We start from the raw sequence: 25493 nt of genomic DNA on the forward strand, positions 1-25493 counted from the left end.
GCTCATCGGGTTAATCGACAAGTGATCGGGTGGGGTATCTGCCCCTGCAGCTTTGGTCTCTTCAGTCATGCGCGCGGCTTTGCCGCAAAGCATAGCACTTGGCAATATGGCGCGGGCAGTGCAGGGGGTTCAAAATGGCAATTTCGAACAACTATGATGTAATAATTTTGGGCGCTGGCGGCGCTGGACTGATGTGTGCGCTGACCGCAGGGCAACGCGGACGGCGCGTGCTGATCATTGACCATGCAACAGGGCCGGGTAAGAAAATCCTGATTTCGGGCGGCGGCCGGTGCAATTTCACCAACGTCAACGCGACAACGGTCCATGCGCAAGAACGCTATTTGTCCGCCAACCCGCATTTTTCCAAGTCCGCATTGGGACGGTACACACCGCAGGACTTTATCGAACTGGTGCGCAGCTACGGCATCGCCTTTCATGAAAAAACGCTTGGTCAGCTGTTTTGTGACGGATCCGCGCGCCAGATTGTCGAAATGCTCATGGAAGAATGCGACCGGTCACAAACGCTTGGCGGCCGTGTGGACTTTGTATTCAATTCCCCCGTTGGCGAGACATCGCACGACGGCAGCGTCTATCATGTCATGTATAACGGCCTGCGCGCATCTGCCGCGTCTTTGGTCATTGCCACGGGCGGCCCAAGTATTCCGAAAATGGGCGCTACCGCATTCGCGTATGATCTGGGCCGGCAATTTGGGCTGAAGATTATCGAGCCAAGGCCGGCTTTGGTGCCGCTGACGCTTGGCGGGGATGATGTCCTGTTCCGCGAACTGTCTGGCGTATCGGCCGAAGTCGTTGCGCAGCATGGTAAAACGGCATTCCGCGAAGCAGCCCTGTTCACCCACCGCGGACTAAGTGGCCCTGCGGTGCTTCAAATCAGCAGCTATTGGCGGCCAGGCGATCGTGTTGGGATTGATTTCCTGCCGGATCATGATGCGCCGGCATGGCTCTTGTCGGAAAAGCGTGCGCGACCAAAGGCGACGCTGAAGTCGACGCTTGATCGCGTCCTATCATCCCGGTTGGCGGAGGCTTTGGCCGATAAGCTTGCGCTGCACGGGAATCTGGCCGACCAAAGCGACGTCAAGCTGGCAGAGGCAGGCGCATTGCTCGATTGTTGGCCATTCGTCCCCAATGGCAGTGAGGGCTATGCCAAGGCGGAGGTGACGCTTGGCGGGATCAGCACCGACGGCCTGTCGCAACAAACAATGGAAGCCAAGAAAATACCGGGGTTGTATTGCATCGGCGAGGCTGTGGATGTCACGGGCTGGCTGGGTGGCTATAACTTCCAATGGGCATGGGCGAGCGGCGTTGCTGCGGGTGAGGCGGTTTAAACGCGCGAACATGCACGTGTGTCCGTGATATTAAAGCCGCAGTTCCATTTTTAGCACATTTGGATGCACCCAAATTGAGATTCTCGCGTTTTCTGGTTGGTGACTAACGAACCAACAAGGAAATCGACATGAAAATCTCCCAAATATTATTGATCGGCGCATCCGCGCTCGCAACATTTGCACCCCCTGCATTTGCACAGTCAGAAGATGAACAGTGGGAAGGCGCATATATCGGCGGATCGATCGGCATCGGCGCACAGAGCAATGATCGCAACGAGAGCGTTGTTTTTGACACCGATGGTGACGGTGCATTCGACAACAGCGTAAACACAATTTTGGCCGCTGATGCCTTCGCACCCGGCTTTTGTGGCGGCGCATCGACGGGAACCGCGCCAACCGATGGCTGCCTGAGTGACAAGGACGGATTGGAGTACAACATCCGCGCTGGCTATGACGTACAGTCGGGTAACATCGTATATGGTTTTGTGCTTGAAGGCGGCATGAATGAATCGCGTGACAGCGTGACAGCATTCAGCGACACGCCCGACACCTACACGCTAACCCGCGAAATCGACTATTCGCTGCAAGCCCGTGCGCGTCTCGGATATGCCGCGCGCGGTGCATTATTCTATGCAACCGGTGGTGCAGCCTATGCCAAGATCAACAACAGCTTTACCACCACCAATGGCGTCAACAGCTTTACCGACAATGGCAACAGCAAAAGCTGGGGCTATTCCTATGGCGGCGGCGCAGAAGTGAAGCTTGCGAAGAACTTCTCGCTTGGCCTTGAATATCTCTACACCAATTTCGATGACGATGATTATGTCGTGTCGGTCGGACCAGGTACAGCGGCGGTGACGGATCCGTTCCTGATCGTATCGGGCGGAACCGATATGCGTCGCAGCGACAGCGATTTCGATATGCACAATATCCGTTTAACCGCGGCATTCCGTTTCTAAGCGAACCGGACATTCCGAATAAGAAAAGGGCGCCAAATCGGCGCCCTTTTGTGTTTATGCAGCCTGTTTGGCGCGTGATGCTTTTTTCCGTTCGTTTGGATCAAGCAAACGCTTGCGCAAGCGGATGTTCTTTGGCGTGACCTCAACCATTTCATCGTCATCGATATAAGCAATGGCTTGTTCAAGCGTGAGACGCTTTGGCGGGGTGAGGCGGATGGCGTCGTCCTTGCCGGTCGAACGGAAGTTCGTCAGCTGCTTCGACTTCATTGGGTTCACTTCCAAATCATCTGGCTTGGCGTTTTCGCCGATGATCATGCCTTCGTACAAAGCTTCACCGGGCGATACCATCAAGATGCCACGTTCTTCCAATGGACCAAGCGCGTACGCAACGGCTTCACCCGCACCATTTGAAATCAGAACGCCGTTCTTGCGGCCTTCGATTGCGCCACGATGTGGGCCATATTTTTCGAACAAGCGGTTCATGATGCCCGTGCCGCGCGTGTCGGACAGGAATTCGCCATGGTAACCGATCAGGCCGCGTGATGGCGCGCTGAAGGTGATGCGGGTCTTGCCGCCACCTGAAGGACGCATGTCGGTAAGGTCGCCCTTACGCACGGCCATTTTTTCAACGACGGTACCGGAATATTCATCATCAACGTCGATGACGACCGTTTCATATGGCTCGGTCTTCTGGCCTTTTTCGTCTTCGCGGAACAGCACGCGCGGGCGGCTGATGCCAAGTTCAAAGCCTTCGCGGCGCATCGTTTCGATAAGAACGCCCAGCTGAAGTTCGCCGCGGCCAGCCACTTCAAAGCTGTCCTTGTCTTCGGCTTCGGTAATACGGACGGCGACGTTGCTTTCGGCTTCGCGCATCAAACGGTCGCGGATCATGCGGCTCGTGACCTTCGTGCCTTCACGGCCAGCCATCGGGCTGTCGTTCACCGAAAAGCGCATCGACAATGTTGGCGGATCGATAGGCTGCGCCTGCAATGGCTCGGTCACCGTGGGTTCGGCAATCGTGTCGGCGACAGTCGCGGTGGTCAGACCGGCGATCGAAATAATGTCGCCAGCCTTGGCTTCGTCAACAGGAACGCGCTCAAGGCCACGGAATGACATGATCTTCGATGCACGGCCGGTTTCGACAATCTTGCCGTCCGGGTTCAATGCGTGGATCTGTTGGTTCACCTTGACGGTACCGGACAGCACGAGGCCAGTCAGGATACGGCCAAGGAAGTTGTCGCGGTCAAGCAAGGTGACAAGCATCTTGAACTCGCCATCAACGTCGGCCTTTGGCTCTGGAACATGGCTGACGATGGTTTCAAACATCGGGGTCAGCGTGCCTTCGCGCAAGCTTGGATCTGCCGACGCATAGCCATTACGGCCCGATGCATAGAGCACAGGGAAATCGAGCTGTTCATCGGTCGCATCCAGCGAAACGAAAAGGTCGAACACTTCGTCCAACACTTCCTGAATACGCTCGTCAGGACGGTCGATCTTGTTGACGACAACGATTGGTTTCAAACCAAGCGCCAACGCCTTTCCGGTAACGAACTTCGTCTGTGGCATCGCGCCTTCGGAGGAATCGACGAGCAGGATAACGCCGTCGACCATCGAGAGGATGCGCTCAACTTCGCCGCCAAAGTCGGCGTGGCCCGGGGTGTCGACGATGTTGATGCGGGTATCGTTCCATTCTACCGATGTGCACTTGGCAAGAATGGTGATGCCGCGTTCTTTTTCGAGGTCGTTCGAATCCATAGCGCGTTCTTCGATGCGCTGGTTGTCGCGGAAGGTGCCAGACTGACGAAACAGTTGGTCAACAAGGGTGGTTTTGCCGTGATCGACGTGCGCGATGATGGCGATATTACGCAATGACATTTAGAAATGGGCCTTTTGGAAGGTCTTCATGGTAGCCACATGCCACCAGATTCTCGCGGGCCCTTAACCCAATATGTGTTGCGGCGCAACATCGCTGGTGTTGCAATAGGCGATTGTTCAGGTCAAAGCGTCGCCATGATTGCCCGTATCTTTGCTGACCGCTTCGTTCTTTTGCTGCTTGGCACGATATTGCTGGCAAGCTTTCTACCCGTGCGTGGGGCGGCTGCCAACATTGCGGCCATGATCTCGTCCGCCGCGATTTTCGTGCTCTTTTTCCTGAACGGTGTCCGGTTGCCGCGGCAAGAGGTTGTCAACGGCGTGCGCAATTGGCGGCTGCAGGGCGCGATTTTCCTGTTTGTATTTGGGGTGATGTCCGCCGCTGGATTAATGCTGTCGCATATTTTCGACAATGTCCTGCCGGCCACGCTGGCGCTCGGCATATTGTTCACCGGCATTTTGCCATCAACGGTGCAGTCGGCCGCCGCCTATTGCGCATTGGCCAAAGGCAATGTTGCAGCGTCGGTGGTTGCTGCCGCGTTGATTAACCTTGTCGGTGTGATCCTTTCGCCCGTGCTGTTCGCTGTGCTGGCGCATGTGGGCGAAGGCAGCGTGTCGGGCGAAGCGGTGGGTCGGATTGCATTGATCTTGCTGCTGCCCTTTGCACTTGGCCAGATGATGCAGCGTTGGTTCAAGCCATGGGTTGATGGGCACAAGTCGCTCGCGACATGGATGGACCGCGTGTCGATTGCGATTGCGGTCTATGTCGCGTTTTCAGGCGCAGTGGTTGCGGGTATCTGGAGCATTGTGCGCGGTGACGAGCTGGCTTGGCTGTCGGTGGCGCTGTCGATCATGCTGGTCATCGGCTTTGGCGGTGCGTGGGTGCTGGGCGGGATCATGAAACTGCCGCGCGGTGACCGGATTACCATGCTGTTTTCAGGCGGGCAGAAAAGCATCGCCATTGGCGCGCCGCTGGCCGCAACGATATTTCCACCAGCGATTGCTGGCATGGTGCTGTTACCGACGCTGGCGTACCATATGGCGCAGTTGATATTGTCGGCGCCTATGGCGACGCATTTGGCTGCGGACAAAAAACCGTAGTTCTACGGTGAATATTTAGAGGCTCCTGAGCGCCTCCGAAGGACGCGCGGCCAATATTGGCAATGAGCCGACCATGCCGAGTATGAATGTCAGCCCAGCGCCACCGACCAACGTTAGCATTAATATGCCATAATCGGGCGCGAAGCTGAAATCGAAGATGTGCACGACGACATAATATGCGGCGCCCATGCCAAGCGCGAGCGAGAGCAATCCGAGGACCACGGCCAAGATGCCATATTCCATCGCCTGCGCGCCCAATATCTGGCTGCGTGTGCCGCCCAGCATCTTCGTAATCACCGCGTCATAGATACGCGACTGGCGCGCAGCAGCGATGGCACCGACCAGAACAGCGATGCCCGCCAATATTGCGATGGAGGCAGCCGCCGCGATGGCTTGCGCCATTTGGCTCAGCAAATTGGTGATCTGCGCGGTGACCTCGCCAACCTCAATCAGGGAGGATGAAGGGAATGCGGGCGGTAAGGATTTAGCCAAGACGCGCTCGGCGTCCTTTGACACCGTCAGCGTTGCAACCATATTGTGCGGCGCGGCGTCGAGGCTGCCGGGTGAAAACACCATCACATAATTGAGGCCGAAATTCTCCCAATTGACGGTGCGCAGTGACGCAATCTTGGCGGGGACTTCGACGCCAAGCAGACTGATGGTCAGACTATCGCCAATGCCAACATTCAGCACTTCAGCGATTTCGGCATCAAGGCTGACCAACGCGGGCCCTTTATAATCGGCTGGCCACCACTCGCCCTCGACGATCTCGCTGCCTTTTGGCACCGTCGCGCTGTATGTCAGGCCGCGGTCGCCATTCAGCACCCATGCGCCTTCCGGTAGCTCCTCCAATTGATCGACGCGTTGGCCGCCATATTCGATGATCGTGCCACGCAGCGCGGGGATGAGGTTGATCGTGGCGGCAGAATCTGCGTCCTTGACCATGGTCGTGAACTTCGCAGCCCCGTCGCGTGGGATATCAAGCACGAAAAAGCTTGGTGCGCGTTCGGGGACACTGTTCTTGATCTCGTTATTTATACTAGTCTGAATGGCCGCCAGTGTGACAAATAAGGTCAGCCCAAGGCCCAAAGCGACGACCAGCGCCTGCGTCTGTGCACCTGGCCTATGCAAGTTGGCGAGCGCCAGCCGGGGCAGTGGGGCCTTTGGACGGGGCAGGCGAATGGCAATGAAGCGCAGCAGGAATGCGATGCCGGTGAGCAAAAGCAACAGGCCGAACGCCGCGCCAATGAACGCAAGCGAGAACATCGGCTCGCGTGCAGTGACAACAGCCAGCGCCACGATTGCGGAAATCGCGCCAATAACCCAGATGGTGCTTTTGCGGTCGATGCGGCTGTTACCTTCAACGATCGCGCGGAACAGGCCGGCCGCTGGCACCGTGCGGGCACGCGCAAGCGGGGGCAGGGCAAAGGCCAAGGCGATCAACAGGCCGTAGATCGCACTGACCGCCAAGGGGAGCGGATGCACATTGAAGCCCGGCGCAACGGGCAGGATGTCGCCTGCGACCCAACCAATCGCCATCGGCATGACGCTGCCGACGCCAAGGCCAACCAATATCGCGACGGACGCGACCGCAAGGATTTGCAACATATAGATGCGGAATATCGTCTGGCTGTCCGCGCCCGTGACCTTCAATGTCGCGATGCTTGCGCGTTTGCTGGCAAGATAGCTGCCCACGCCATTGCCGACGCCAATACCGGCGATGACCAATGCGGCGAGGCCGACAAGTGTTAGGAATTGCCCCATGCGCTCAATGAAGCGCCGTGTTCCCGGCGCGCCGTTTGACCGGTCGGTAATATCCCATCCTGCGGAGGGAAATTGGGCCTCAAGCGCTTTGGCGACGGCTGCGGCATCCTCTTGCGGGCCAAGCTTGATGCGATATTTGCTCTCATACATGCTGCCCGGCTGGATGAGTCCGGTGTCCGGCAGCGACGCCATGTTGATGATGGCGACTGGACCAAGCGTGAAGCCTTCCCCCAAACGGTCGGGTTCGTCCGCGATGATGCCGGCAACCTTGAACGTCGCTTCGCCAAACCGGACGGTGCCGCCCGTTGCGATATCAAGCCGTTCGGACAAGGTTGGCCCGATGTAGATTTCACCCTTTGCGGGCGCTTTGGCCGGGCCACCTTCGCGCAACTTCAGCACGCCATAATGCGGATAGACATTGTCGATGGCCTTGAGTTCCGCGAGCAGGCTATCGTTACCAATCGCCATTGCGCGCAAGCGGATGGTTTCGGAAACCGCGCCCGCCTTGCGCATCGCGGCCATTTCGGCGGCGTTCGCTTCGCGTTGTGCAATGCCAATTTCGACATCCCCGCCCAGGATCGTCTGGCCGCGCCGCGAAAGCTCGTCCGAAATCCCGGCCGTTAGGCTGCCAATAGCCGCCAATGTCGCGACACCCAGAAACAGGCAAATCGCGAGCAGCCGAAGCCCGCGAATGCGTGCGGACAGATCACGGCGCGATATGCGCCAAATGGCAGCGAGGGGTAGGCTCAACCTACACGCTCCACCACATGGCCATCTTGCATCACAATGACACGGTCGCATTTGCGTGCGAGTTCCGGGTCATGCGTGATGATCAGCAGCGTTGCCCCCAATGCCGCGCGGCGGGCGAATAATAGGTCGACAATCGACGTACCGGTCGACCCATCCAGATTGCCCGTCGGCTCATCCGCAAATATGATTTTGGGGCCAGCGGCCATGGCGCGGGCAATGGCAACACGTTGCTGCTCGCCGCCTGACAGCTGCGATGGATAATGCGTCAAGCGATGCCCAAGGCCAACCGCTTCCAACTCGGCCTTTGCGCGACCGAACGGATCATCCATCCCCGCCAGTTCCATCGGGATTGCGACATTTTCGAGCGCGGTCATCGTTGGCAACAAATGAAACGCCTGCAGCACAATGCCGATACGCCCGCGCCGTGCGCGTGCCAGCGCGTCTTCATCCAGTTTCGTAAAGTCCAGACCATCGACCAGAACAGTGCCGCCAGTGGCTTGTTCAAGCCCTGCGAGAACCGCCATGAGCGACGACTTGCCCGAGCCCGATGGGCCAAGCAATGCAACGCTGCTGTCATACGGCACCTCAAGGTCGACGCCGCGTAAAATCGACACCTCGGCATCGTTGGAGCCAAGGCTGAGGGTGACATTTGCCGCACGGATTGCCATATCCGTTTTCATGTTAACCGGAGCGTGCAAGGAAGCATCCTTATGAATAGAGGTTTTTGGCTATATGGTGCGCTTATTGTCGCAATCCAAGGGCTGGTTGCATGCGGGTCTAACCCTGTAGCGGAAAATAAGGCGCAAGCGCAGGAAACGGCGAAGGTTCAGGCATATGACCGGCTGGTCGTGGCCTTTGGGGACAGCCTGTACGCAGGCTACAGGCTTGCCCCCAATGAAGGGCTCGCGCCACAATTGCAGGCAGCGTTGCAGGCCGATGGCATAAATGCCCGGGTCCACAATGCTGGCGTATCAGGCGACACAACAGCGGCGGGAAAAACGCGGCTGGCATTTGTGCTGGATAATCTGGAGCGCAAGCCGGACTTGGTTGTGCTTGGCCTTGGCGGGAACGATATGTTGCGCGGTATCAAGCCTGCAGAAACCAAAGCAAATATGGTCGCGATGCTGGACGAGCTTAAGCGGCGCGACATTCCCGTTATGCTAACAGGTATGATAGCCGCGCCGAACCTGGGTCAGGATTATGGCAATGCTTTCAATGCGATATTCCCGCAACTCGCAAAGCAATATGACGCGCCATTATATCCGTTTTTCCTCGAAGGCGTGGTGACCGATGGCGCGTTGATGCTGCCCGATAACATTCATCCCAATGCCAAAGGGGTGTCGCGGGTTGTCGAAGGATTATCGCCGCTGGTCGAAGCTGCTTTGAAGGAATAAGGCGACGCTGTATTAGAAAAATAATACAGCTGGGGACGCTAAGTGCTTGAAATGGTCAGGCACGCGCTCCATCTGTTACACGATCAAAGGACAGAGGGATTTAGCGATGTCGACTGAAACCGTTACCCAAACCGTACCAGAGCTGAAACTGACGCCGCCCGACCCCGTGCCGACCGTCGCGCCGCAACAGGCGATGGGCTTGGTTCCGGTGACCGATGAACAGCAAAGCAAGCTTGCGCAGCGCGTTGAAGCCTATGTCGCTGATTTGGTCGCGCAGGATGTGAACAGCCCTGAATTTGGCAAGCGCGTGGACCAATTGACCAACATGGGCCGCAAGGAAATTATGGAAGCATCGGCCCAGTCGAACCGCTTCCTCGATAAGCCCATTCGCCGCATGGATGAAAGCTCCGGCGTCGGCGCGGATCTCGCCGAATTGCGCCGCGTTGTTGAAGATCTGGACCCGTCCAAAAAGGGCAATCTGATGACCAAGCAAAAGCTGTTTGGCATCATCCCATTCGGCAACAAGCTGCGCAATTATTTTGACAGCTATCAAAGTTCGCAAACGCATATCAGTTCGGTTCTCGCGCGTCTTGGCAATGGCAAGGATGAGCTGTTGATGGACAATGCCGCGATCGACGTTGAGCGGCAGAATCTGTGGGTTGCCATGGGCAAGCTGGAACAGATGATTGTCATGTCCAAGCAGTTGGATACGAAACTGGAAGAAAAAGCCGCTGAGCTTGAACTGTCTGACCCCGCCAAAGCGCGTGCGATAAAGGAAAGCGCGTTGTTCTATGTGCGCCAACGTACGCAAGATTTGCTGACGCAAATGGCCGTGACGGTGCAGGGTTATCTCGCGCTCGATCTGGTTAAAAAGAACAATGTCGAACTGGTCAAAGGCGTTGACCGCGCATCGACCACCACCGTTGGCGCATTGCGTACAGCCGTTACCGTGGCGCAGGCGATGACGAACCAGAAGCTCGTTTTGGACCAGATTACCGCGCTCAACACGACGACCGCAAATATCATCGACAGCACCGGTCAGTTGCTGCGCGACAATACGGGGCTTATTCATGAACAAGCCGCCGGCGCCACCATCCCGTTGGAAACGTTGAGCCGTGCGTTCCAGAATATTTACGACACGATGGATGCCATCGACACCTTCAAGATGAAGGCGCTCGACAGCATGAAGCAAACGTCCGAAGCGCTTGAGAAGGAAGTCGAAAAGTCGAAGGGCTATATCGCGCGTGCCGAAGGGCAGGCGCAGGCGACCAAGTCGGTGCAGGACAGCGGTTTGCTGTCACTTGAGGTATCGTGACGATATTTCACCGTAGCCCTGAGCCCGTCGAAGGGCGCTTGTCGGCTGGACGTACTTCGACAGGCTCAGCACTACGGTTTGCACATCAAGGTACAATATGAATAGCCCTGCATCCAATTCCGACGACATCCTTAACGGCGCGGCACGGTCGCTGCGCAATGTCCGCTTTGCCCCCATCGGGACAAAGTCGCAGGCCCTGCGCCGCGCACATTTCTGGGGTAAACTCAGCAAAGCGACAATGGCGGTCGGTGCTGTTTTAATTGGCGCAGGCATCATCGGCGGCATCATTGGCGGCATCGGTTTTTGGGGCGTGATGATCACCGCCCTGCTCGTGACAACCGCAGCCTATGTCCTGATGCGTTTCCCGCAAATGCCGATGCCCACTGCGGAGAGCCTGAAGATCACCGATCTGGGCACATTGGCGGGAAAAACAGAGATTTGGCTTGAGGCACAGCGTCCTGCATTGCCAGCGCCAGCAGTGTCGTTGATGCAAGATATCGGTGTCCGGTTGGACCAGCTTGCGCCGCAACTGCAAACGCTCGACGATAATGACCCTGCGGCCCGTGAAGTCCGGAAACTTGTGGGGGAACATCTGCCCGAGCTGATTAACGGCTATAAGCGCATTCCTGATAGCCTTCGCCATAAGGAGCATGCCGGAAAGACACCCGCGCAGCAGCTGGTCGATGGCCTGAAGACCATAGACCGCGAGATCGAGACGATGACCGGCCAGATTTCGCGCGGTGAGCTCGATAAATTAGCGGTGCGTGGCCGGTATCTTGAAATACGCTATGATAACGCCGCCGAAAATGGTCAGGGCGTGTAATCCCGTAATAATGTAAACGCGGGTTGCTATCGATTGCCCACGACATGCACAGGAAAACGGCGTGACCCAACCTAGCTTACAGCGTGACATTTTTGGAACGCTGGCCAGTGGTGAAGCTGTCCACGCGGTGACGCTGACCAATGCTGCTTGCATGTCGGTCCGGATCATCAGCTACGGCGCGTCTATCCAGTCGGTCTGTGTACCCGACGCCAAGGGTAACTTTGCGGACGTTACAACGGGCTATGCCGATATTGCGGAATATGTCGCGCAGCGGCAATATTTCGGCGCGACCGTCGGCCGGGTCGCCAACCGTATTGCCGGCGCGCGTTTTGAACTTGATGGCAAGATCTACAGCGTTCCCGCCAATGACGGCACGCATGCGCTGCACGGCGGCGATGTCGGGTTCGACAAGATGAACTGGACGATCACGGATTGTGATGAAGAGGCGTTATCGGTGACGCTGTCGCATATTAGCCCCGATGGTGATCAGGGATATCCGGGCATATTGACGGTTACCGCAACCTATCAATTGCACCCCGACAATGCGCTGTCGGTGCATTACGAAGCCGTCACCGACGCGCCGACCTGCGTGAACCTGACGAACCATGCTTATTGGCATTTGGGGGGCGAGGGGGCTGCCTATGATGCGATGGATCATGTGCTGACGATCGCCGCCGAACAATTTCTGCCGGTGGACGCGACGCTGATCCCTACGGGAGAACGCCGCAGCGTTGTTGCAACGCCATTTGATTTTCGTGAGCCCATGCCGATTAGCAAATATGTTCGCAGCAACACCGACATTCAACTGACCCATGGCGGCGGATATGACCATAATTGGATCATGGGTGCGCAAGTCACCAGCGAACCCCGATTGATGGCACATTTGGAAGATCCCGTGTCCGGCCGGACTATGACGTTGCTGTCTAACCAGCCGGGGCTGCAGTTCTATTCTGGCAATTTCTTTGACGGAACGACAGCGGGCAAGGCAGGCAAAAGCTATGGTATCGGCGATGCGATTGCGCTTGAGCCGCAAATGTTTCCGGACGCACTCAACCAACCCTCTTTTGCGTCAATTGTTCTTCGTCCAGGGCAAGTCTATTCGAATGTGATCATGTGGCGTTTCGGCATCGGTCGGGTGTTTTCTCCGAATATCAACGGGTAAACAAAGGAAGCGCTAAAACGCGAGGGTCAGTTGCGCTGCGATGCCTGTTTTAGATGCAAAACAGGTTGAAATCAGCTATGCATATCCTCTAGCAGAAAATGCATAATTGGGATGCTTCATGAATTCACTGCTGAAAGGGGCTGGCGCCCAACCATTTCATTCGTCCTCAAGCATTTTGCTTATCGATGACGAGTACGAAATCCTGCCCGAATATCAGGAATTTTTCGAACTCGCGGGGTTCAGAACGTTGACTTGCGCTGATCCCGTTCAAGGCATGGCAATGGTGCTTGAAGCGCCCGACATTGCGGTTGTCATCACCGACCTGCGCATGGCGCATTTGGATGGCATCAGCATGATTAAAGGCGTGCGCGCTGCCCTGCCGGAAGGGCGTCATGTGGATTTCATGATACTGACGGGCGACGCCAGCACGCAGCTAGGCGACGATTTGGCCGACATTCCCATCTTTCTAAAGCCAGCGGACACGGACGCATTGGTCGCGGCTATCCGCACGGTATTGGTGTGTTGAACCGCCGCTGGACCGAATTCCCGGCGACCCGGGATATTCCCAAAACAGAACTTCTGATTGCCCTATTGCTGGGTGTTGTAGGACTTTTTCTGAACACTTTCGAGCTTAAGCTTGGCTGGGGCATGAATTTTGTACTCGGAAACGTGCTGGTATATGCATTTGTGCGCATGTTGGCGCCGCAGTCTCTGGTGCTTGCGGTTTCAGTGTCAAGCATCGGGTCGATCATCTTGTGGAACCACCCATGGGCTTGGATCGTGTGGGTATGCGAGGCGATGTTTATCGCGATCGTTGCGCGCCGCACCTCACCTGTCCGCAGCGTCGTCATTTACTGGATAGTGGCAGGCGCGCCTTTGGTGTTCCTATTCTATGGCGGCATCCTGAAAATGGATCAGCTGTCGCTTGCCCTTGTGGTCGCAAAGCAGGTCGCGAACGGGATATTGAACGTCGTTCTTGGTGAGTTGATATATGTCTCCCTTCTGAGCGGAAATCCGTTCGGAAAATTCGGACATTGGCCAAAGCTTAGGGTGGAATGCTTTACGGTCATGTTATTCATGGGAACGGTGCTGATCCCGGCGACGGTGTATATGGCGCTGGATGCGCCGTCGCGTGAAGGTGCCGCGATGGACGAGGTTAACAGAAACCTTGAATCGCGCATGAGCGTCGCGGACGCAAAGTTGAGTGCGTGGGTGGATTCCCGAACTATGTTGCTGCGCGGCTATGCAGATAATGGTGCGCTTCCCCGCGGCCAATCCGATGTTCGTTTGCCGAAGGAATTTTCGGCTGAATTTCAAAAAATTGCTGTCTTGCTCCCCAATCAAAGCCTGGCGGAATTTGCATCGGCGGAAGGTGGTTCGGTTATCGGAGCAACGCGGGCCAAAGCGGATTTATCGCCTTTGACGGACAAGCGTGCGCGCTTGGTTGCGTTAAATCTTGGGCAAGGGCGATCGAATGTCGATTTTGCATTGGTCGTTCCGCATGTTCGGAACGGCAAAGCGGACTATATTGTCGCAATATTACGACCGGCAACCTTGCATGACCTTGTCGAAATCCCCGGCCAGCATTTCATGGACAATATTTTTGTGATCAGCCCTGCCCAAGGGACGTTCGCCCTGACTCATGTCACCACAAACGTGCGCACCCTTGTCGGTTCCATGCCCCAAAGTCAGCAGGCGACTGCAGTTACGAAACCCGTTCTTATAAGTGACGTCGATTATAGGCGTGCAATCACTTACGATCTGCGTGACTCGCAAATCGTTCGCGTGGGACCCATCGCTGCGCTGCCTGAATGGCAAGTTGCGTCAGTGCTTCCGCTGGCACCGGCGGTGCTTAAGGCGCGCAAGGGACAACTGCTTCAATTTGTTGCGCTCATTGCATTTGTTTTTCTGATTGGGCTGCTTGCATCGCGCATGAGCAAGAAGGCGTCGAAAATATTGCGGCGTGTGTCGCAGTCAGCAGCAGACCTTACGCAGTTTGAGGCGGGGAAACCTGCGTCCGACCAGATATTTATTGAGGAAGTTAGCGAAATTTCGGGAACTATAGCGATGGCAGCGGCTTCGTTCGGACGCGAGCGCGGCGCGTTGGCAAGCTATCAACGCCGGCTGAACAGCATCGCGCAGCATGCTCCGATCATCGTCTATGCTGTTGATGTCGCGAATGGCGAAGGGACGGACATGACCTATGTCAGCCCGTCACTTGAACAAATGCTGGGCTATTCGACGGCCGAAGGTTTGACGGACAAATGGTGGAGCAGTTCCATTCATCCGGACGACTATGATTACTGCATGGCTGCATTTAGGCATTTGGAGCCGGGAAAAGTGTACGCGGCTGAATATCGCCTCCGGCACAAAAATGGCCCCTATGTCTGGGTATATGACACGCTATCTGTGGAGCCCACGGCGCAGGGGGCAGAGCAAGAAGCCGTTGGCATCATCATGGATATTTCCGAACGAAAGGCATCCGAGGATCAGCTTTTGCAATCGGACAAGATGGCAAGCCTTGGCCGGATGATTTCCGGTACCGCGCATGAGCTAAACCAGCCGTTGAACTTTATCAAAATGGCAGCATCAAACCTGCGTGAAAACGCGGTGCGGGGGCGCTTGGACGCGGAAAAGTTCATTCCCAAGCTTGAAAATGTTCTGGCGCAGGTCGAACGTGCCTCTGCCATATTGCTGCAAATGCGGATATTTGGCCGGACGTCGAAGGAAGCACCGTCCGCGATCAATATTCAACATACGGTTGAAGCGGCCATCTTAATGGCCGAACCACAGATGGAGCTCGACGGGACACAACTGGTCACTGAAGTGAAAGCATCCGACATCTACGTGCGGGCGTTGCCCGTGATGCTGGAGCAGGTTCTTCTGAACCTGTTCATCAATGCTAATGATGCCATTCATGGTCGGCATGATGTCGGCGATAGCGCAGAAGGTGAGATAAAAATCACCATTGATCGTAATGAGCGGTCGGCGGTGATCATAGTGGCGGACAACGGCCCCGGTATCCCCCCAGATGTCTTGCCCAAGATATTCGAACCCTTCTTTACGACTAAGCCGCCCAAGGAAGGGACCGGGCTTGGACTATCGATAAGCTATGGCATCATCCGCGACATGGGCGGCGTTTTGCGCGCCAAATCGAGCCGTAAAGGCGCACGGTTCATTATTGAACTGCCACTGGCCGATGCCACCGCAACCGAGGCCGCTTGAACCCGTCTGAGGGTTGGAACCAGATCTTCATGCGGTGTTCCATTGACAGGCAGCGGACTTCACAGCAAAGTGCGAATGACACCGGTTACCTTGGGCAACCCTAAAAGGAATGAAGCGATGATTAGCCGCCGCACGAGCCTTTTGCTTTTGGGTTCCACGCCACTGCTGCCTTACGCAGCCCGCGCGCAAGGATCGGCCGCTACCTCCAGCCTTGATCCACATGCAGCGATGCGTTGGGCGAAGGGGTTTGAAGGCCAACGCCGTGCCGATTTGGGCAATGGTCGTTTCCTTAATCCCATTTTTGCGGGCGATCATCCCGATCCGTCATTGGTGTGTGACGGAGAGGATTATTATCTCACTTTCTCCACCTTTGACGCATATCCCGGCATTGTCATTTGGCACAGCCGAGACCTTGTGAACTGGCGACCCGTTACTGCCGCACTGACAAAACCAATTGGTTCAGTGTGGGCACCAGATCTGGTGAAACATGAGGGCCGTTTCTATTGCTACATTCCGGCGCGAACCCCTGAAAAGAAATCGATCTACGTCATCACCGCGGACAAGATCGAAGGGCCGTGGAGCGACCCGGTTGACCTGAATTTGCCCCTGCATATCGACCCTGCGCATGTGGCAGACGACGACGGCACGCGTTGGCTGTTTCTTTCCGGTGGAGACCGTGTTCAGCTATCAGGCGACGGCTTATCGACCGTCGGCGATGTCGAGCATGTTTACGACCCGTGGCGTTATCCGGAAGAATGGGTGGTTGAAACATTCGCGCCCGAAGGTCCTAAGATCATGAAGCGCGGTGACTATTGGTATATGACGACTGCGGTGGGCGGCACCGCTGGCCCGCCTACTGGTCATATGGTCATCATGGCGCGCAGCAAATCGCTCGCTGGCCCATGGGAGAATTGTCCGCGCAATCCGATAATCCGGACTTTATCAGCGCGTGAAAAATGGTGGTCGCGCGGCCATGCGACATTGTTCGAAGGCCCGGGCGGCACATATTGGATGATGTATCATGGCTATGAAAATGGCTATTGGACGTTGGGCCGGCAGACGCTGCTTGAGCCCGTAAAATGGGACGCTGATGGCTGGCCGCGTCCATTGGGTGGTGATCTGTCCCGCCCGATTAAGAAGCCGCGCGATATTGGCCCTCAACCACATGGCGCGCCATTGTCGGATGATTTTTCGACGGACAAAATGGGCACGCAATGGGCGTTTTATGATCCGGCCAATGAAGAAGCCAATAGGCTGAAGCGGGTTGGCGGCACCCTGCATATGGCGGCCAAGGGCAAGACGCCGTCAGATTGCGCGCCCTTATGCGCGTTGGCAGGCGATCAGGCGTACCGCGTCATTGTGGATATTGAAACCGATCCCGGAGCGGAAGGCGGTATATTGCTGTTCTACAATCGCCGGCTTTATGCAGGATTGGGCTTTGGCAGTAAGGGCCTTGTCATGCATCGCTATGGCCTGCAACGGCCACGCGGCGCCATTCCAGGACAGCGCGACCCCGGCGGCAGCGCTGTGTCGAAACTGTCGATCCGTCTGACCAACGACCGCAACATCCTGACCATTCACACCAGCGATGATGGCCGCAAGACATGGCGCAAGTTCGACGTCCAAATGGAAGTATCGGGCTATCACCATAATGTCGCTTATGATTTCCTTTCGCTGCGTCCAGCGCTCTATGCCGCCGGACAAGGCGAAGTCCGCTTTCGCAATTTCACCTATGAGGCTTTACCTTGACTACGCCCCTGAAACTTCATCCTGACCGGCTTTTCCCGACGGACCCTGCCGTTCGGGATATCTCCCGCCGGCTATATGCCGAAGTGGCTGACTTGCCGATCATCAGCCCGCATGGCCATACCGATCCCGAATGGTGGGCGACCGATGCGTCTTTTGGCAATGCAACGGAATTGCTTCTGCATCCCGATCATTACGTCCTGCGCATGTTATATTCGCAAGGTGTTCCGCTTGAGGCGCTGGGCATCCGCAATGCCGATGCTGACCCACGCGAAAGCTGGCGGCTGTTCGCCGAACGCTATCATTTGTTTCGGGGAACGCCCTCGCGTATGTGGCTCGACTGGGTCTTTGCCGAAAGCTTTGGCTTGGACGTTCTGTTGTCGGCCGACACGTCAGATCATTATTATGACGCGATTACCGCAAAGCTCGAAACCAGTGCGTTTCGGCCGCGGGCATTGTTCGAACGCTATAATATTGAGGTTATCGCCACAACCGAGAACCCACTCGACGATTTGCGCCACCATCAAGCGATACGCGACAGCGGCTGGTCCGGTCGTGTCATAACGGCGTATCGCCCTGATCCGGTTATTGACCCCGAATTCGAAGGTTTTGTCGATAATCTGAAAACCCTTTCGGCATTGACCGGTGAGGATTGTTTCAGCTGGACTGGCTATTTGGCCGCGCACCGCCAGCGCCGCGCCTTCTTTGCATCGATGGGGGCGACCTCCACCGATCATGGTCACCCTACCGCGCGTACGGCGGATTTGTCGCCGGCCGACGCAGAGGCGCTGTTTGCCCGTGTCGTGCGTGGATCATGCTCCGCCGCTGACGCAGAATTGTTCCGCGCGCAGATGTTGACCGAAATGGCGGGCATGAGCGTTGACGACGGCTTGGTCATGCAAATTCATCCCGGCGCGTTCCGCAACCACAATCCATCGCTGTTCCATCAATTCGGACGCGACAAGGGGGCGGATATTCCGACGTCCACTGGCTATGTGCATGAACTGCACCCATTGCTGGCCAAGCACGGCAACAATGCCGACCTGACAATCATTCTCTTTACGCTCGACGAGACCGCGTACGCGCGCGAATTGGCACCGTTGGCGGGGCACTATCCAGCGCTGAAGCTTGGGCCCGCATGGTGGTTCCATGACAGCCCCGAAGGTATGCGCCGCTTCCGCAACCAGATGACGGAAACCGCCGGTTTTTATAATACGGTCGGCTTCAATGACGACACCCGCGCATTCTTGTCGATACCGGCGCGCCACGATGTTGCCCGCCGGATCGATTGCGGTTTTCTGGCGCAATTGGTTGCCGAACACCGCATGGAAGAATGGGAAGCCGCCGAGCTCGCGGTGGACCTGAGCTATAATCTGGCAAAAGCAGCGTATAAATTATGAGGCTTTCTGACGCTAACCTCGCGCATTTGCCCGTGGCGGTTACGAGGCCCGCATATGACCGCGATACGCGCGGCGTTGGCATCGTGCATTTCGGTATCGGCGCGTTTCATCGCGCGCATCAGGCAGCCTATACCGACGATGCCATGGCCGCAGAAAGCGGTGATTGGCGTATCTTGGGCGTGTCGCTGCGTTCGGGCAATGTGCGCGACCAAATGCGTCCGCAAGACGGCCTCTATGCGCTCGTCGAACAGAGCGCAGATGGCAGCAAGGTCCGCGTCATCGGTTCGGTTGCAGATGTGATCGTTGCTGCGGAGGAACGCGACCGGCTTATCGCGGCCTTGGCGAATCCAGCGACCCATATCGTCAGCTTCACCATCACCGAAAAAGGCTATTGCCGCGCGCCGGACGGCGCAATCGACTTTGATGTGGCGGATGGTGGTTCGGTATATGCCTATCTGGCGGAAGCATTCCGGAGGCGACGTGACGCCGGATCACCCGGCCTGACGTTGATGAGTTGCGACAATCTTGCGGGAAATGGCGCGCAGTTGAAGCGACTGATGACCGCATATCTCCATCGTCATGCGCCGGAGCTTGTCAGCTGGTTCGAGGAAAAATGTGCGTGCCCATCGACGATGGTCGACCGCATCGTTCCGGCAACTACCGAAGCTGATCGGAAGGGCGCCGAGGCACTCACCGGCCTGCGCGATGATGCGATGGTGGTGACAGAACCGTTCAGCCAATGGGTGATCGAAGACAATTTTGCGGGGCCGCGGCCGGCTTGGGAAAAGCATGGCGCGTTGATGACGTCGAATGTCCACGCTTATGAAGAGGCCAAGCTGCGTCTGCTAAACGGCGCGCATTCCGCGCTCGCCTATTTGGGTTTAAAGCGCGGCCATGAATTTGTGCATCAGGCCATCGCTGATCCTGAATTGGCGCGCTTGGCAAACACCCTGATGCGCGATGAAGCAGCGACCAGTCTGGAGCCCGCGCCGGGACAAGATCTCAACGCATATGCCGACGCATTGATCGCGCGGTTTCAAAACCCCGCGCTCAACCACCGGCTCATCCAGATTGCGATGGATGGCAGCCAGAAAATCCCCCAGCGCTGGTTGGCAACGCTGGCCAGCCAACAGGCGAGGGGGAAACGATGCCCGTCTATCCTGACCGCCATCAGCGGATGGCTATGCCATATTCGCGGGGACAATGGCATTGTAGATGATCCTTTGGCAGAGGTTTTGAAAGCAACATGGGCCCAAGCAGGGGCGCACGGCATATCTGCCGCATTGTTCAGTGCCGGTGGCATAATGGCGAGCGCTTGGACGCCAAGCGAAGCGGATCTGCTCGAGATTGCGCGTCAATTATAGACAATTGTGGCGCACATCGAACGACGCTGGATCAGTGCGCGCCCCGTTCGGTGGACATCAAACCCTTGGCGAGTGCAGCGAGAGCTAAGGCGATGAGCACGTGATATATGTGCCAAGCCACAGCCTCATCAAGCCACGCCGCACGCCGAATGAACAACGTATTTGCAAGCATCACGGCGCAACCAATTGGCACAAGCCACGTCCGCCCCGACGGGCCGGGTCGCACGATTGAGGCAAGAAATACGAGCACTAACGCCAATAGGAAAACAGGGCCGAGCAGCGGTTGCGCGAACAAAAAGATCGCGGTCGCGGTGCACAGGATGAGCGCGATTATCGATATTATGTGTCTATCCGCGGGACGGAACAGATAGCTGGATAATATGGCCACGGCACCCGCAAGGCCCAACAATTGAGACGCACCCGCATGCAAAGCGGCGAGCGCATCCTGCAAACCAGCCCCAAAACGCACCACGCCGATGGAGGCTGCAACGCCAAAGCAGGCCATCGCAAATGCCGGTAAATATCGGCCATTTCGCCAAAGCGCATTTCCGGCGATAATCGTGACCAACACAATGGCCGCGTCGGATAAAGCATAATGGGCGGGCATCATACGCTCGTCACGGATTCTGGCGTATTGCTATTGGGGAGCAAACCCGCCTCCCGTTTAATGTCTTCGGACGTCAACCGTGATCCATCATGGCTCCAACCGGGTGGCGCAAAAATGTAACAAAAACGCTGCCACAGGCTCAACCCGCGCTGCGACGCATCCTGCACTATCCCGACATATTCGTGGGTTAAAATTGTGAATGGATTAAACGTCTCAAGGTTTTTGACCAAGCCATAGTCAACCGGTACGGCGCGGTCTTCCTCGACGAATGTGCCAAACATGCGATCCCAGATGATCAGCGTACCGGCAAAATTGGCATCCAGATATTCTGGATTGCGGCCATGGTGCACCCTGTGGTGGCTCGGCGTATTGAAAATATATTCAAACCACCGTGGCAAACGGTCGATCGTTTCGGTGTGGAGGAAGAATTGGTAGGTTGCGTTAAGGATCCCGCAAAAAACAACCAATGCCGGATCAAAGCCGATTAAAATTAGCGGAATTTTGAGCATCATCGTTCCGGTAAAGTGCTTCATCCAACTTTGGCGCAGCGCAATGGGCATGTTGAAATTGGTGGATGAGTGATGGACCACATGCATGGCCCAACCCCAACGGACGCGGTGGCATATGCGGTGGTGCACGTAAAATCGCAGATCATCGAGCACGAAGCACAATAAGAACGATCCCCAGGTGATCGGTATTTCGCCAATGGCAAAGGGCGCCGCTGCAAATAAAGCAGCGGTGGTGATGAACGCAAAGATGGCATTTACCGGGTCACTTGCGAGCCCCAGAAATATGGACAGCAAGGAGTCTTTGGCCGGGACGTTGCCCTTACGTTTGAGGAAGCGAATGGCACCCAGTTCAAACAAAATGCCCAGCCCAAAAACAGTAAGCGATATGATGACCCAATTTTGGTTGATGAGCTGCGTAACTGTCACAAAATTCTCCCCCGCGATTAATAAAAGGAATAGTCTGGTTGGCGATTTAAAAAATTGAATAATAAATGCATATTATGTAATTATTGGAACATGAATATAAATCTGAATAGGCTATCCCGGTTCGTCGTGGTTTATCGCCACAAGAGTTTTAGCCGCGCCGCCAGCGAGCTTGGCATGACGCATTCGGCACTGACAAAGTCGGTGCAGCTGCTCGAACAAGAACTAGGCGCAGAATTGTTCAACCGGACCACGCGCAGCGTTGTCCCCACCGATGCCGGCAACCGTCTTGCGCAAAGGGCTGAGGAACTTTTGGCGCTAGCGGACCAAATCGGCGATGAGGTCTTAACCGGTAGCCGACATTTGCGGCTGATTGCCGGACCTGCGGTCATCGAAGCATCATTGGCGCCTGCACTTGCTGCATTTTACAAGTCACATCCGAACATCCGCGTGACGGCGGAAACGCTTCCGTTAGACATCGCCGCAGCACGGTTGCGCCAACGGGAAGCGGACTTGCTGCTTTTCCATTCAACGACCGTCAGCGCCATTCCCGAAAAGCGGTTGTTTCAGATAAGCAGGATAATCGACGAGCCCTATGTCGCGGTTATGCGTCAGGACCATCCCGCGTTGCACCGCGACTTCAGCATTGATGAGATGCTGCGATATAAATGGGCCATTCCCGGCTATGGGAAAATCTACCGCTCGGCCATTCCGACGGACATAGAAGAAAAATATCGCAACGCCGGTTTCCCGCATTACCGCGTTTTAAGCCTCGTGTCGTGCTTGGCGTTGGTCGCCGACAGCGACATGATCACATTATTGCCTGCTTCCTTCGCCCATAGGGACGCACGTGCGCTCAATCTGACGGTCGTGCCGATGCACCCAAGCTATGCGGCACGCTATGACGTAAGCGCAATCACGCTCAAAAATGGCGGGGCTGACCCAGTGTTGGATGCATTGCAAAATGCTTTTGTGATGCAAACCGGCGTAGGCTGAATTTCCGGCGACATCAGCGCGCGATCAGTTGGCCCAATAGACATATTCCTGATCTTGTTTCCATGCGGCATTCAACGGAACATCGATCCGGATCGCGCCTTCTAGTAAGCCGGGCCAAAGGGGCTTGGGCAAACCGGCGTTTTGCGCGTCAATCAACTTGCGCAGTTCCGCCACGCGCGCCGGATCCTTGGCCGCCAAATTGACACGTTCGGTGGGATCGGTGGCGAGGTTGAATAGCCACACCTTGTTGGGCCGTTCGGAAACTTGCAATTTCCAGTCGCCTGCGCGCACAACGCGGTAATGCCCCGAACGCCAGAAGGTCACTTCGCGTTTCGGTCCAGTGCCAAACAGGTTGAAGCTGTCCATTTTGCGATCGGTGGGTAAGCGCGCACCGGTTGCCGCTGCAATGGTTGCAAACATATCAAGGTGCTGCGCGACATCGCTGCGAACCGTCCCCGGTGCGATCTTGCCGGGCCAGCGCATCATCATCGGCACATGAATGCCGCCTTCAAAGAAGGTGCCTTTATAGCCGCGATAGGGCGTATTGTGATCTTTGATACCGGTATACCAAGCCCCGCCATTGTCGCTGGTAAAGATAACAAGCGTATTGTTGTCGAGCCCTGTGTCCTTCAACTTTTGCAGCACGTCGCCAATCCGCCGGTCAAGCTGACGCATCATCGCGCCATAGACCCGCTGGGTATGGTCCTTAATCTGTGGCAACGCGTCATAGTCCGATTTCAGCGCCTGCAGCGGGGTGTGCGGCGCATTATAGGCCAGATACATGAAGAAGGGCCGGTTCTTGTTCGCCTCTATTGCGGCCAATGCATTGTCGGTGAAATAGTCGGTCAGGTGGCCTTTGGGGCGAAAACGCGCACTGTCCCCCCAATAGACCGCATATGGCAGGTTCGCCCATAAAAAGCGGTCTATCGGGTCCCATGGCAGTTTTGCATTGACGACCTGCGGATCATCTTCGGCCATAAACAAATCGCCGCCCGCCCGTATGCCAAGGCTTTCGTCAAACCCCTGCGACGTTGGTCGCAATGGTTTGGCTTCACCCAGATGCCATTTGCCGATGTGGATATTGTGATACCCCTGGGCTTTCAGTATTTCGGGCAACATGATTTCCGCATTGGGCACGCCCATATCGGCATAGGCCGGCAGGTCGCGGTTCAGTTCTTCATGATAGATGGTTGGATAAGGAGAATCTCCATCATTATGTGCCAGATTTGAGGCAAATGCCGCTGGAATTGAGGTAAATTCAAAACCGAACCGTGTCGGATAACGCCCCGTCATTAGCGCCGCGCGGGAAGGCGAGCAGGTGGCGTTCGCGGCATAGCCGTTGGCAAAGCTAACGCCCTGTTTGGCAATGGAATCGATATTGGGTGTCGGCACCGCGCCACCAGCAACCCCGCCACCGTACAGCGAAATGTCATTCACGCCCAAATCGTCGGCAACAATCAGGATGACGTTGGGCGGACGTTGGCCAGAGGGTGCGACCGCAGGGCCCTGCGCCCATGCAATGGGACGATTTTCGCCAATCGGTTCGCGCCATTCGCTGATGATGCCGGGAATGTAGATTTTATATTGCTGAAAACCCAAATAGCCCGCGCCGATCAACAGCGCCAATGCCCCGATCCATGTCCATTTTTTCATTCTGGGCTCTCCGGTTGGGTTTTGCTTGATCGCCGCACGGATAGCCACAGAAACAATAATATTATCGGCAGCGAAATCAGGCTGGCATAATGTTCAGGCGGGTGATGGCCGCTGACGGGCACATGCTTTATCCAGCCGGACCAGCTCAGCAACAGGCGCTCGATCAGAGACACCAAAAGGAACAGCGGCACGAGCGCGCGGTAGCGCAATGCGACCAAGAGGGTGACAATGCCGTGCGCAATCTGCGTCGCGCCCGCCCAGGCAAACATGCCGAAAATCATCGTTGGATTATGGCTGAGATCAAGCCCTGCAATCACGCCCGCACCGCCATCAGGCAGGAAACTGTGGATCATCCCCGGTACGATCCAGCCAATGCCATAAAAGGCCAAAAACCACGCAGCGTAACGGGATCCACGATAGTGGATATTTGTACTGGGTGGCAGGAAAGCGTTCATCCGGCGACCGTTAAGACGGCCAGATGTGCAAGCGCTGCCGCCAGCGCCAAGATGAGCGCAACGGTGACGCGCGGGCTGACGTAAAACGACACAACCCGCTGTGTCGGGAATGAAAATGTCGCAAGCGTACCAAGCAGCTTATCGGGATGGCCCTCCATAAAAGCGGGGTCCCTAACCAGCTTTATCATGTCGCGGCGGCTGCGGTAACGCATGAGGCCAAAGATCGTCCAATCGGGATCCGCCTCGGTGTTCCAAGCATCAATATATCCACCAACCTTGCGTCCGACCATGCCGGGATGGCCGCCATTGCGAAATAGAGCCGGCATAAAGCGTTGCGAATAGCGCTTCAGCAGATCGAAGCCTTGAACCATTTGGCCGGTTTTGGGGTCTTCCACTTGCTCCATCTGCGCTTTCACCAGATTGAGCATGACAAACTCGCGGCCGTCATCGGCTTCAAGGAACGCGCGCATAACCTGCTGGCTATTTCCAGTGCCTTCGAAACGTCCCGCCATTTGCGCAAGAAACGCATCAATTTCGTCAGGTTTCAGCGGGCCTGACCAATTATCGTACCAGAGCCGAAATACGCCATAAGCGAGCAACGCTGTTCCCCAGATTATCCATGCTGTCAT

General features: G+C 56.2%; 21 protein-coding genes. 13 read left to right on the forward strand and 8 right to left on the reverse strand.

What is annotated here, in order from left to right; all coding sequences use genetic code 11:
* Positions 1-134: 134 nt before the first annotated feature.
* On the forward strand, positions 135-1346 hold the full coding sequence (locus ACILQA_RS00005) for an NAD(P)/FAD-dependent oxidoreductase (RefSeq protein WP_395627826.1): 1212 nt from the start codon (positions 135-137) through the stop codon (positions 1344-1346).
* A gap of 128 nt (positions 1347-1474) precedes the next feature.
* On the forward strand, positions 1475-2305 hold the full coding sequence (locus ACILQA_RS00010; RefSeq protein WP_395627827.1) for an outer membrane protein: 831 nt from the start codon (positions 1475-1477) through the stop codon (positions 2303-2305).
* A 54-nt stretch (positions 2306-2359) separates the two neighbouring features.
* Here ACILQA_RS00010 and typA read toward each other — a convergent pair whose 3' ends face one another.
* Positions 2360-4180 carry a translational GTPase TypA gene (gene typA, locus ACILQA_RS00015; protein ID WP_395627828.1) on the reverse strand — a complete coding sequence of 607 codons (1821 nt, stop codon included), beginning with the start codon at positions 4178-4180 and terminating at the stop codon, positions 2360-2362.
* A gap of 39 nt (positions 4181-4219) precedes the next feature.
* On the opposite strand from typA, the gene ACILQA_RS00020 reads away from it, so the two are divergent.
* On the forward strand, positions 4220-5278 hold the full coding sequence (locus tag ACILQA_RS00020; RefSeq protein WP_395627829.1) for a bile acid:sodium symporter family protein: 1059 nt from the start codon (positions 4220-4222) through the stop codon (positions 5276-5278).
* 15 nt (positions 5279-5293) lie between these two features.
* On the opposite strand, the gene ACILQA_RS00025 is transcribed toward ACILQA_RS00020, so the two are convergent.
* Together ACILQA_RS00025 and ACILQA_RS00030 are read right to left on the reverse strand one after the other, a co-directional pair.
* Positions 5294-7843: an ABC transporter permease gene (locus ACILQA_RS00025; protein ID WP_395627830.1), complete on the reverse strand. Its 2550-nt coding sequence runs from the start codon at positions 7841-7843 to the stop codon at positions 5294-5296.
* A complete protein-coding gene (locus ACILQA_RS00030; RefSeq protein WP_395627831.1) occupies positions 7789-8472 on the reverse strand; it encodes an ABC transporter ATP-binding protein in 684 nt (227 codons plus the stop codon). Before ACILQA_RS00030 ends, ACILQA_RS00025 begins: the two co-directional genes overlap by 55 nt.
* Positions 8473-8502: 30 nt before the next feature.
* Between ACILQA_RS00030 and ACILQA_RS00035 the strand changes: the two genes are divergently transcribed.
* The 9 genes from ACILQA_RS00035 to ACILQA_RS00075 all read left to right on the forward strand — a co-directional run bounded on the left by ACILQA_RS00035 (position 8503) and on the right by ACILQA_RS00075 (position 20221).
* Positions 8503-9186, forward strand: a complete 684-nt coding sequence (locus ACILQA_RS00035) for an arylesterase (protein WP_395627832.1) — start codon at positions 8503-8505, stop codon at positions 9184-9186.
* Positions 9187-9292: 106 nt separating this feature from the next.
* On the forward strand, positions 9293-10501 hold the full coding sequence (locus ACILQA_RS00040; protein ID WP_395627833.1) for a toxic anion resistance protein: 1209 nt from the start codon (positions 9293-9295) through the stop codon (positions 10499-10501).
* Positions 10502-10598: 97 nt separating this feature from the next.
* On the forward strand, positions 10599-11324 hold the full coding sequence (locus ACILQA_RS00045) for a hypothetical protein (RefSeq protein ID WP_395627834.1): 726 nt from the start codon (positions 10599-10601) through the stop codon (positions 11322-11324).
* Positions 11325-11385: 61 nt separating this feature from the next.
* Positions 11386-12486 carry an aldose epimerase family protein gene (locus ACILQA_RS00050; protein ID WP_395627835.1) on the forward strand — a complete coding sequence of 367 codons (1101 nt, stop codon included), beginning with the start codon at positions 11386-11388 and terminating at the stop codon, positions 12484-12486.
* Positions 12487-12604: 118 nt separating this feature from the next.
* Complete coding sequence (locus tag ACILQA_RS00055) at positions 12605-13012, forward strand: response regulator (protein ID WP_395627836.1); 408 nt, start codon at positions 12605-12607, stop codon at positions 13010-13012.
* A gap of 122 nt (positions 13013-13134) precedes the next feature.
* Positions 13135-15711, forward strand: a complete 2577-nt coding sequence (locus tag ACILQA_RS00060) for an ATP-binding protein (RefSeq protein WP_395627837.1) — start codon at positions 13135-13137, stop codon at positions 15709-15711.
* Between the two features lie 117 nt (positions 15712-15828).
* Positions 15829-17460 (forward strand): family 43 glycosylhydrolase, encoded by a 1632-nt coding sequence (locus ACILQA_RS00065; protein WP_395627838.1) that lies wholly within the window; start codon positions 15829-15831, stop codon positions 17458-17460.
* On the forward strand, positions 17457-18857 hold the full coding sequence (uxaC, locus tag ACILQA_RS00070) for a glucuronate isomerase (RefSeq protein WP_395627839.1): 1401 nt from the start codon (positions 17457-17459) through the stop codon (positions 18855-18857). Before ACILQA_RS00065 ends, uxaC begins: the two co-directional genes overlap by 4 nt.
* The gene (locus ACILQA_RS00075) at positions 18854-20221 is read left to right on the forward strand and encodes a mannitol dehydrogenase family protein (RefSeq protein ID WP_395627840.1); all 1368 of its coding nucleotides are present in this window, start codon (positions 18854-18856) and stop codon (positions 20219-20221) included. Before uxaC ends, ACILQA_RS00075 begins: the two co-directional genes overlap by 4 nt.
* 31 nt (positions 20222-20252) lie before the next feature.
* On the opposite strand, the gene ACILQA_RS00080 is transcribed toward ACILQA_RS00075, so the two are convergent.
* On the reverse strand, positions 20253-20831 hold the full coding sequence (locus ACILQA_RS00080) for a hypothetical protein (RefSeq protein ID WP_395627841.1): 579 nt from the start codon (positions 20829-20831) through the stop codon (positions 20253-20255).
* On the reverse strand, positions 20828-21763 hold the full coding sequence (locus ACILQA_RS00085; protein WP_395627842.1) for a sterol desaturase family protein: 936 nt from the start codon (positions 21761-21763) through the stop codon (positions 20828-20830). The genes ACILQA_RS00080 and ACILQA_RS00085 overlap by 4 nt, the downstream gene beginning before the upstream one ends.
* A 90-nt stretch (positions 21764-21853) precedes the next feature.
* Between ACILQA_RS00085 and ACILQA_RS00090 the strand changes: the two genes are divergently transcribed.
* A complete protein-coding gene (locus ACILQA_RS00090; RefSeq protein WP_395627843.1) occupies positions 21854-22756 on the forward strand; it encodes a LysR family transcriptional regulator in 903 nt (300 codons plus the stop codon).
* 24 nt (positions 22757-22780) lie between these two features.
* Here the strand turns inward: ACILQA_RS00090 and ACILQA_RS00095 are convergent, their stop codons facing one another.
* From ACILQA_RS00095 to ACILQA_RS00105, 3 genes are read right to left on the reverse strand one after another with little or no spacing between them, the layout of a single operon-like run.
* Positions 22781-24409 (reverse strand): sulfatase-like hydrolase/transferase, encoded by a 1629-nt coding sequence (locus ACILQA_RS00095; protein ID WP_395627844.1) that lies wholly within the window; start codon positions 24407-24409, stop codon positions 22781-22783.
* On the reverse strand, positions 24406-24864 hold the full coding sequence (locus ACILQA_RS00100; protein ID WP_395627845.1) for a hypothetical protein: 459 nt from the start codon (positions 24862-24864) through the stop codon (positions 24406-24408). The genes ACILQA_RS00095 and ACILQA_RS00100 overlap by 4 nt, the downstream gene beginning before the upstream one ends.
* On the reverse strand, positions 24861-25493 hold the full coding sequence (locus ACILQA_RS00105; protein WP_395627846.1) for a hypothetical protein: 633 nt from the start codon (positions 25491-25493) through the stop codon (positions 24861-24863). Before ACILQA_RS00105 ends, ACILQA_RS00100 begins: the two co-directional genes overlap by 4 nt.

The organism is Sphingorhabdus sp., from assembly GCF_044239005.1.
GTDB lineage: Bacteria > Pseudomonadota > Alphaproteobacteria > Sphingomonadales > Sphingomonadaceae > Sphingorhabdus_B.

Coding starts and splice junctions, on each gene's coding strand:
- ACILQA_RS00005 (WP_395627826.1), top strand. CDS start 135: ATGGCAATTTCGAACAACTATGATGTAATAATTTTGGGCGCTGGCGGC.
- ACILQA_RS00010 (WP_395627827.1), top strand. CDS start 1,475: ATGAAAATCTCCCAAATATTATTGATCGGCGCATCCGCGCTCGCAACA.
- typA (WP_395627828.1), bottom strand. CDS start 4,180: ATGTCATTGCGTAATATCGCCATCATCGCGCACGTCGATCACGGCAAA.
- ACILQA_RS00020 (WP_395627829.1), top strand. CDS start 4,220: ATGCCACCAGATTCTCGCGGGCCCTTAACCCAATATGTGTTGCGGCGC.
- ACILQA_RS00025 (WP_395627830.1), bottom strand. CDS start 7,843: ATGCGACCGTGTCATTGTGATGCAAGATGGCCATGTGGTGGAGCGTGT.
- ACILQA_RS00030 (WP_395627831.1), bottom strand. CDS start 8,472: ATGAAAACGGATATGGCAATCCGTGCGGCAAATGTCACCCTCAGCCTT.
- ACILQA_RS00035 (WP_395627832.1), top strand. CDS start 8,503: ATGAATAGAGGTTTTTGGCTATATGGTGCGCTTATTGTCGCAATCCAA.
- ACILQA_RS00040 (WP_395627833.1), top strand. CDS start 9,293: ATGTCGACTGAAACCGTTACCCAAACCGTACCAGAGCTGAAACTGACG.
- ACILQA_RS00045 (WP_395627834.1), top strand. CDS start 10,599: ATGAATAGCCCTGCATCCAATTCCGACGACATCCTTAACGGCGCGGCA.
- ACILQA_RS00055 (WP_395627836.1), top strand. CDS start 12,605: ATGAATTCACTGCTGAAAGGGGCTGGCGCCCAACCATTTCATTCGTCC.
- ACILQA_RS00060 (WP_395627837.1), top strand. CDS start 13,135: ATGAATTTTGTACTCGGAAACGTGCTGGTATATGCATTTGTGCGCATG.
- ACILQA_RS00065 (WP_395627838.1), top strand. CDS start 15,829: ATGATTAGCCGCCGCACGAGCCTTTTGCTTTTGGGTTCCACGCCACTG.
- ACILQA_RS00075 (WP_395627840.1), top strand. CDS start 18,854: ATGAGGCTTTCTGACGCTAACCTCGCGCATTTGCCCGTGGCGGTTACG.
- ACILQA_RS00080 (WP_395627841.1), bottom strand. CDS start 20,831: ATGATGCCCGCCCATTATGCTTTATCCGACGCGGCCATTGTGTTGGTC.
- ACILQA_RS00090 (WP_395627843.1), top strand. CDS start 21,854: ATGAATATAAATCTGAATAGGCTATCCCGGTTCGTCGTGGTTTATCGC.
- ACILQA_RS00095 (WP_395627844.1), bottom strand. CDS start 24,409: ATGAAAAAATGGACATGGATCGGGGCATTGGCGCTGTTGATCGGCGCG.
- ACILQA_RS00100 (WP_395627845.1), bottom strand. CDS start 24,864: ATGAACGCTTTCCTGCCACCCAGTACAAATATCCACTATCGTGGATCC.
- ACILQA_RS00105 (WP_395627846.1), bottom strand. CDS start 25,493: ATGACAGCATGGATAATCTGGGGAACAGCGTTGCTCGCTTATGGCGTA.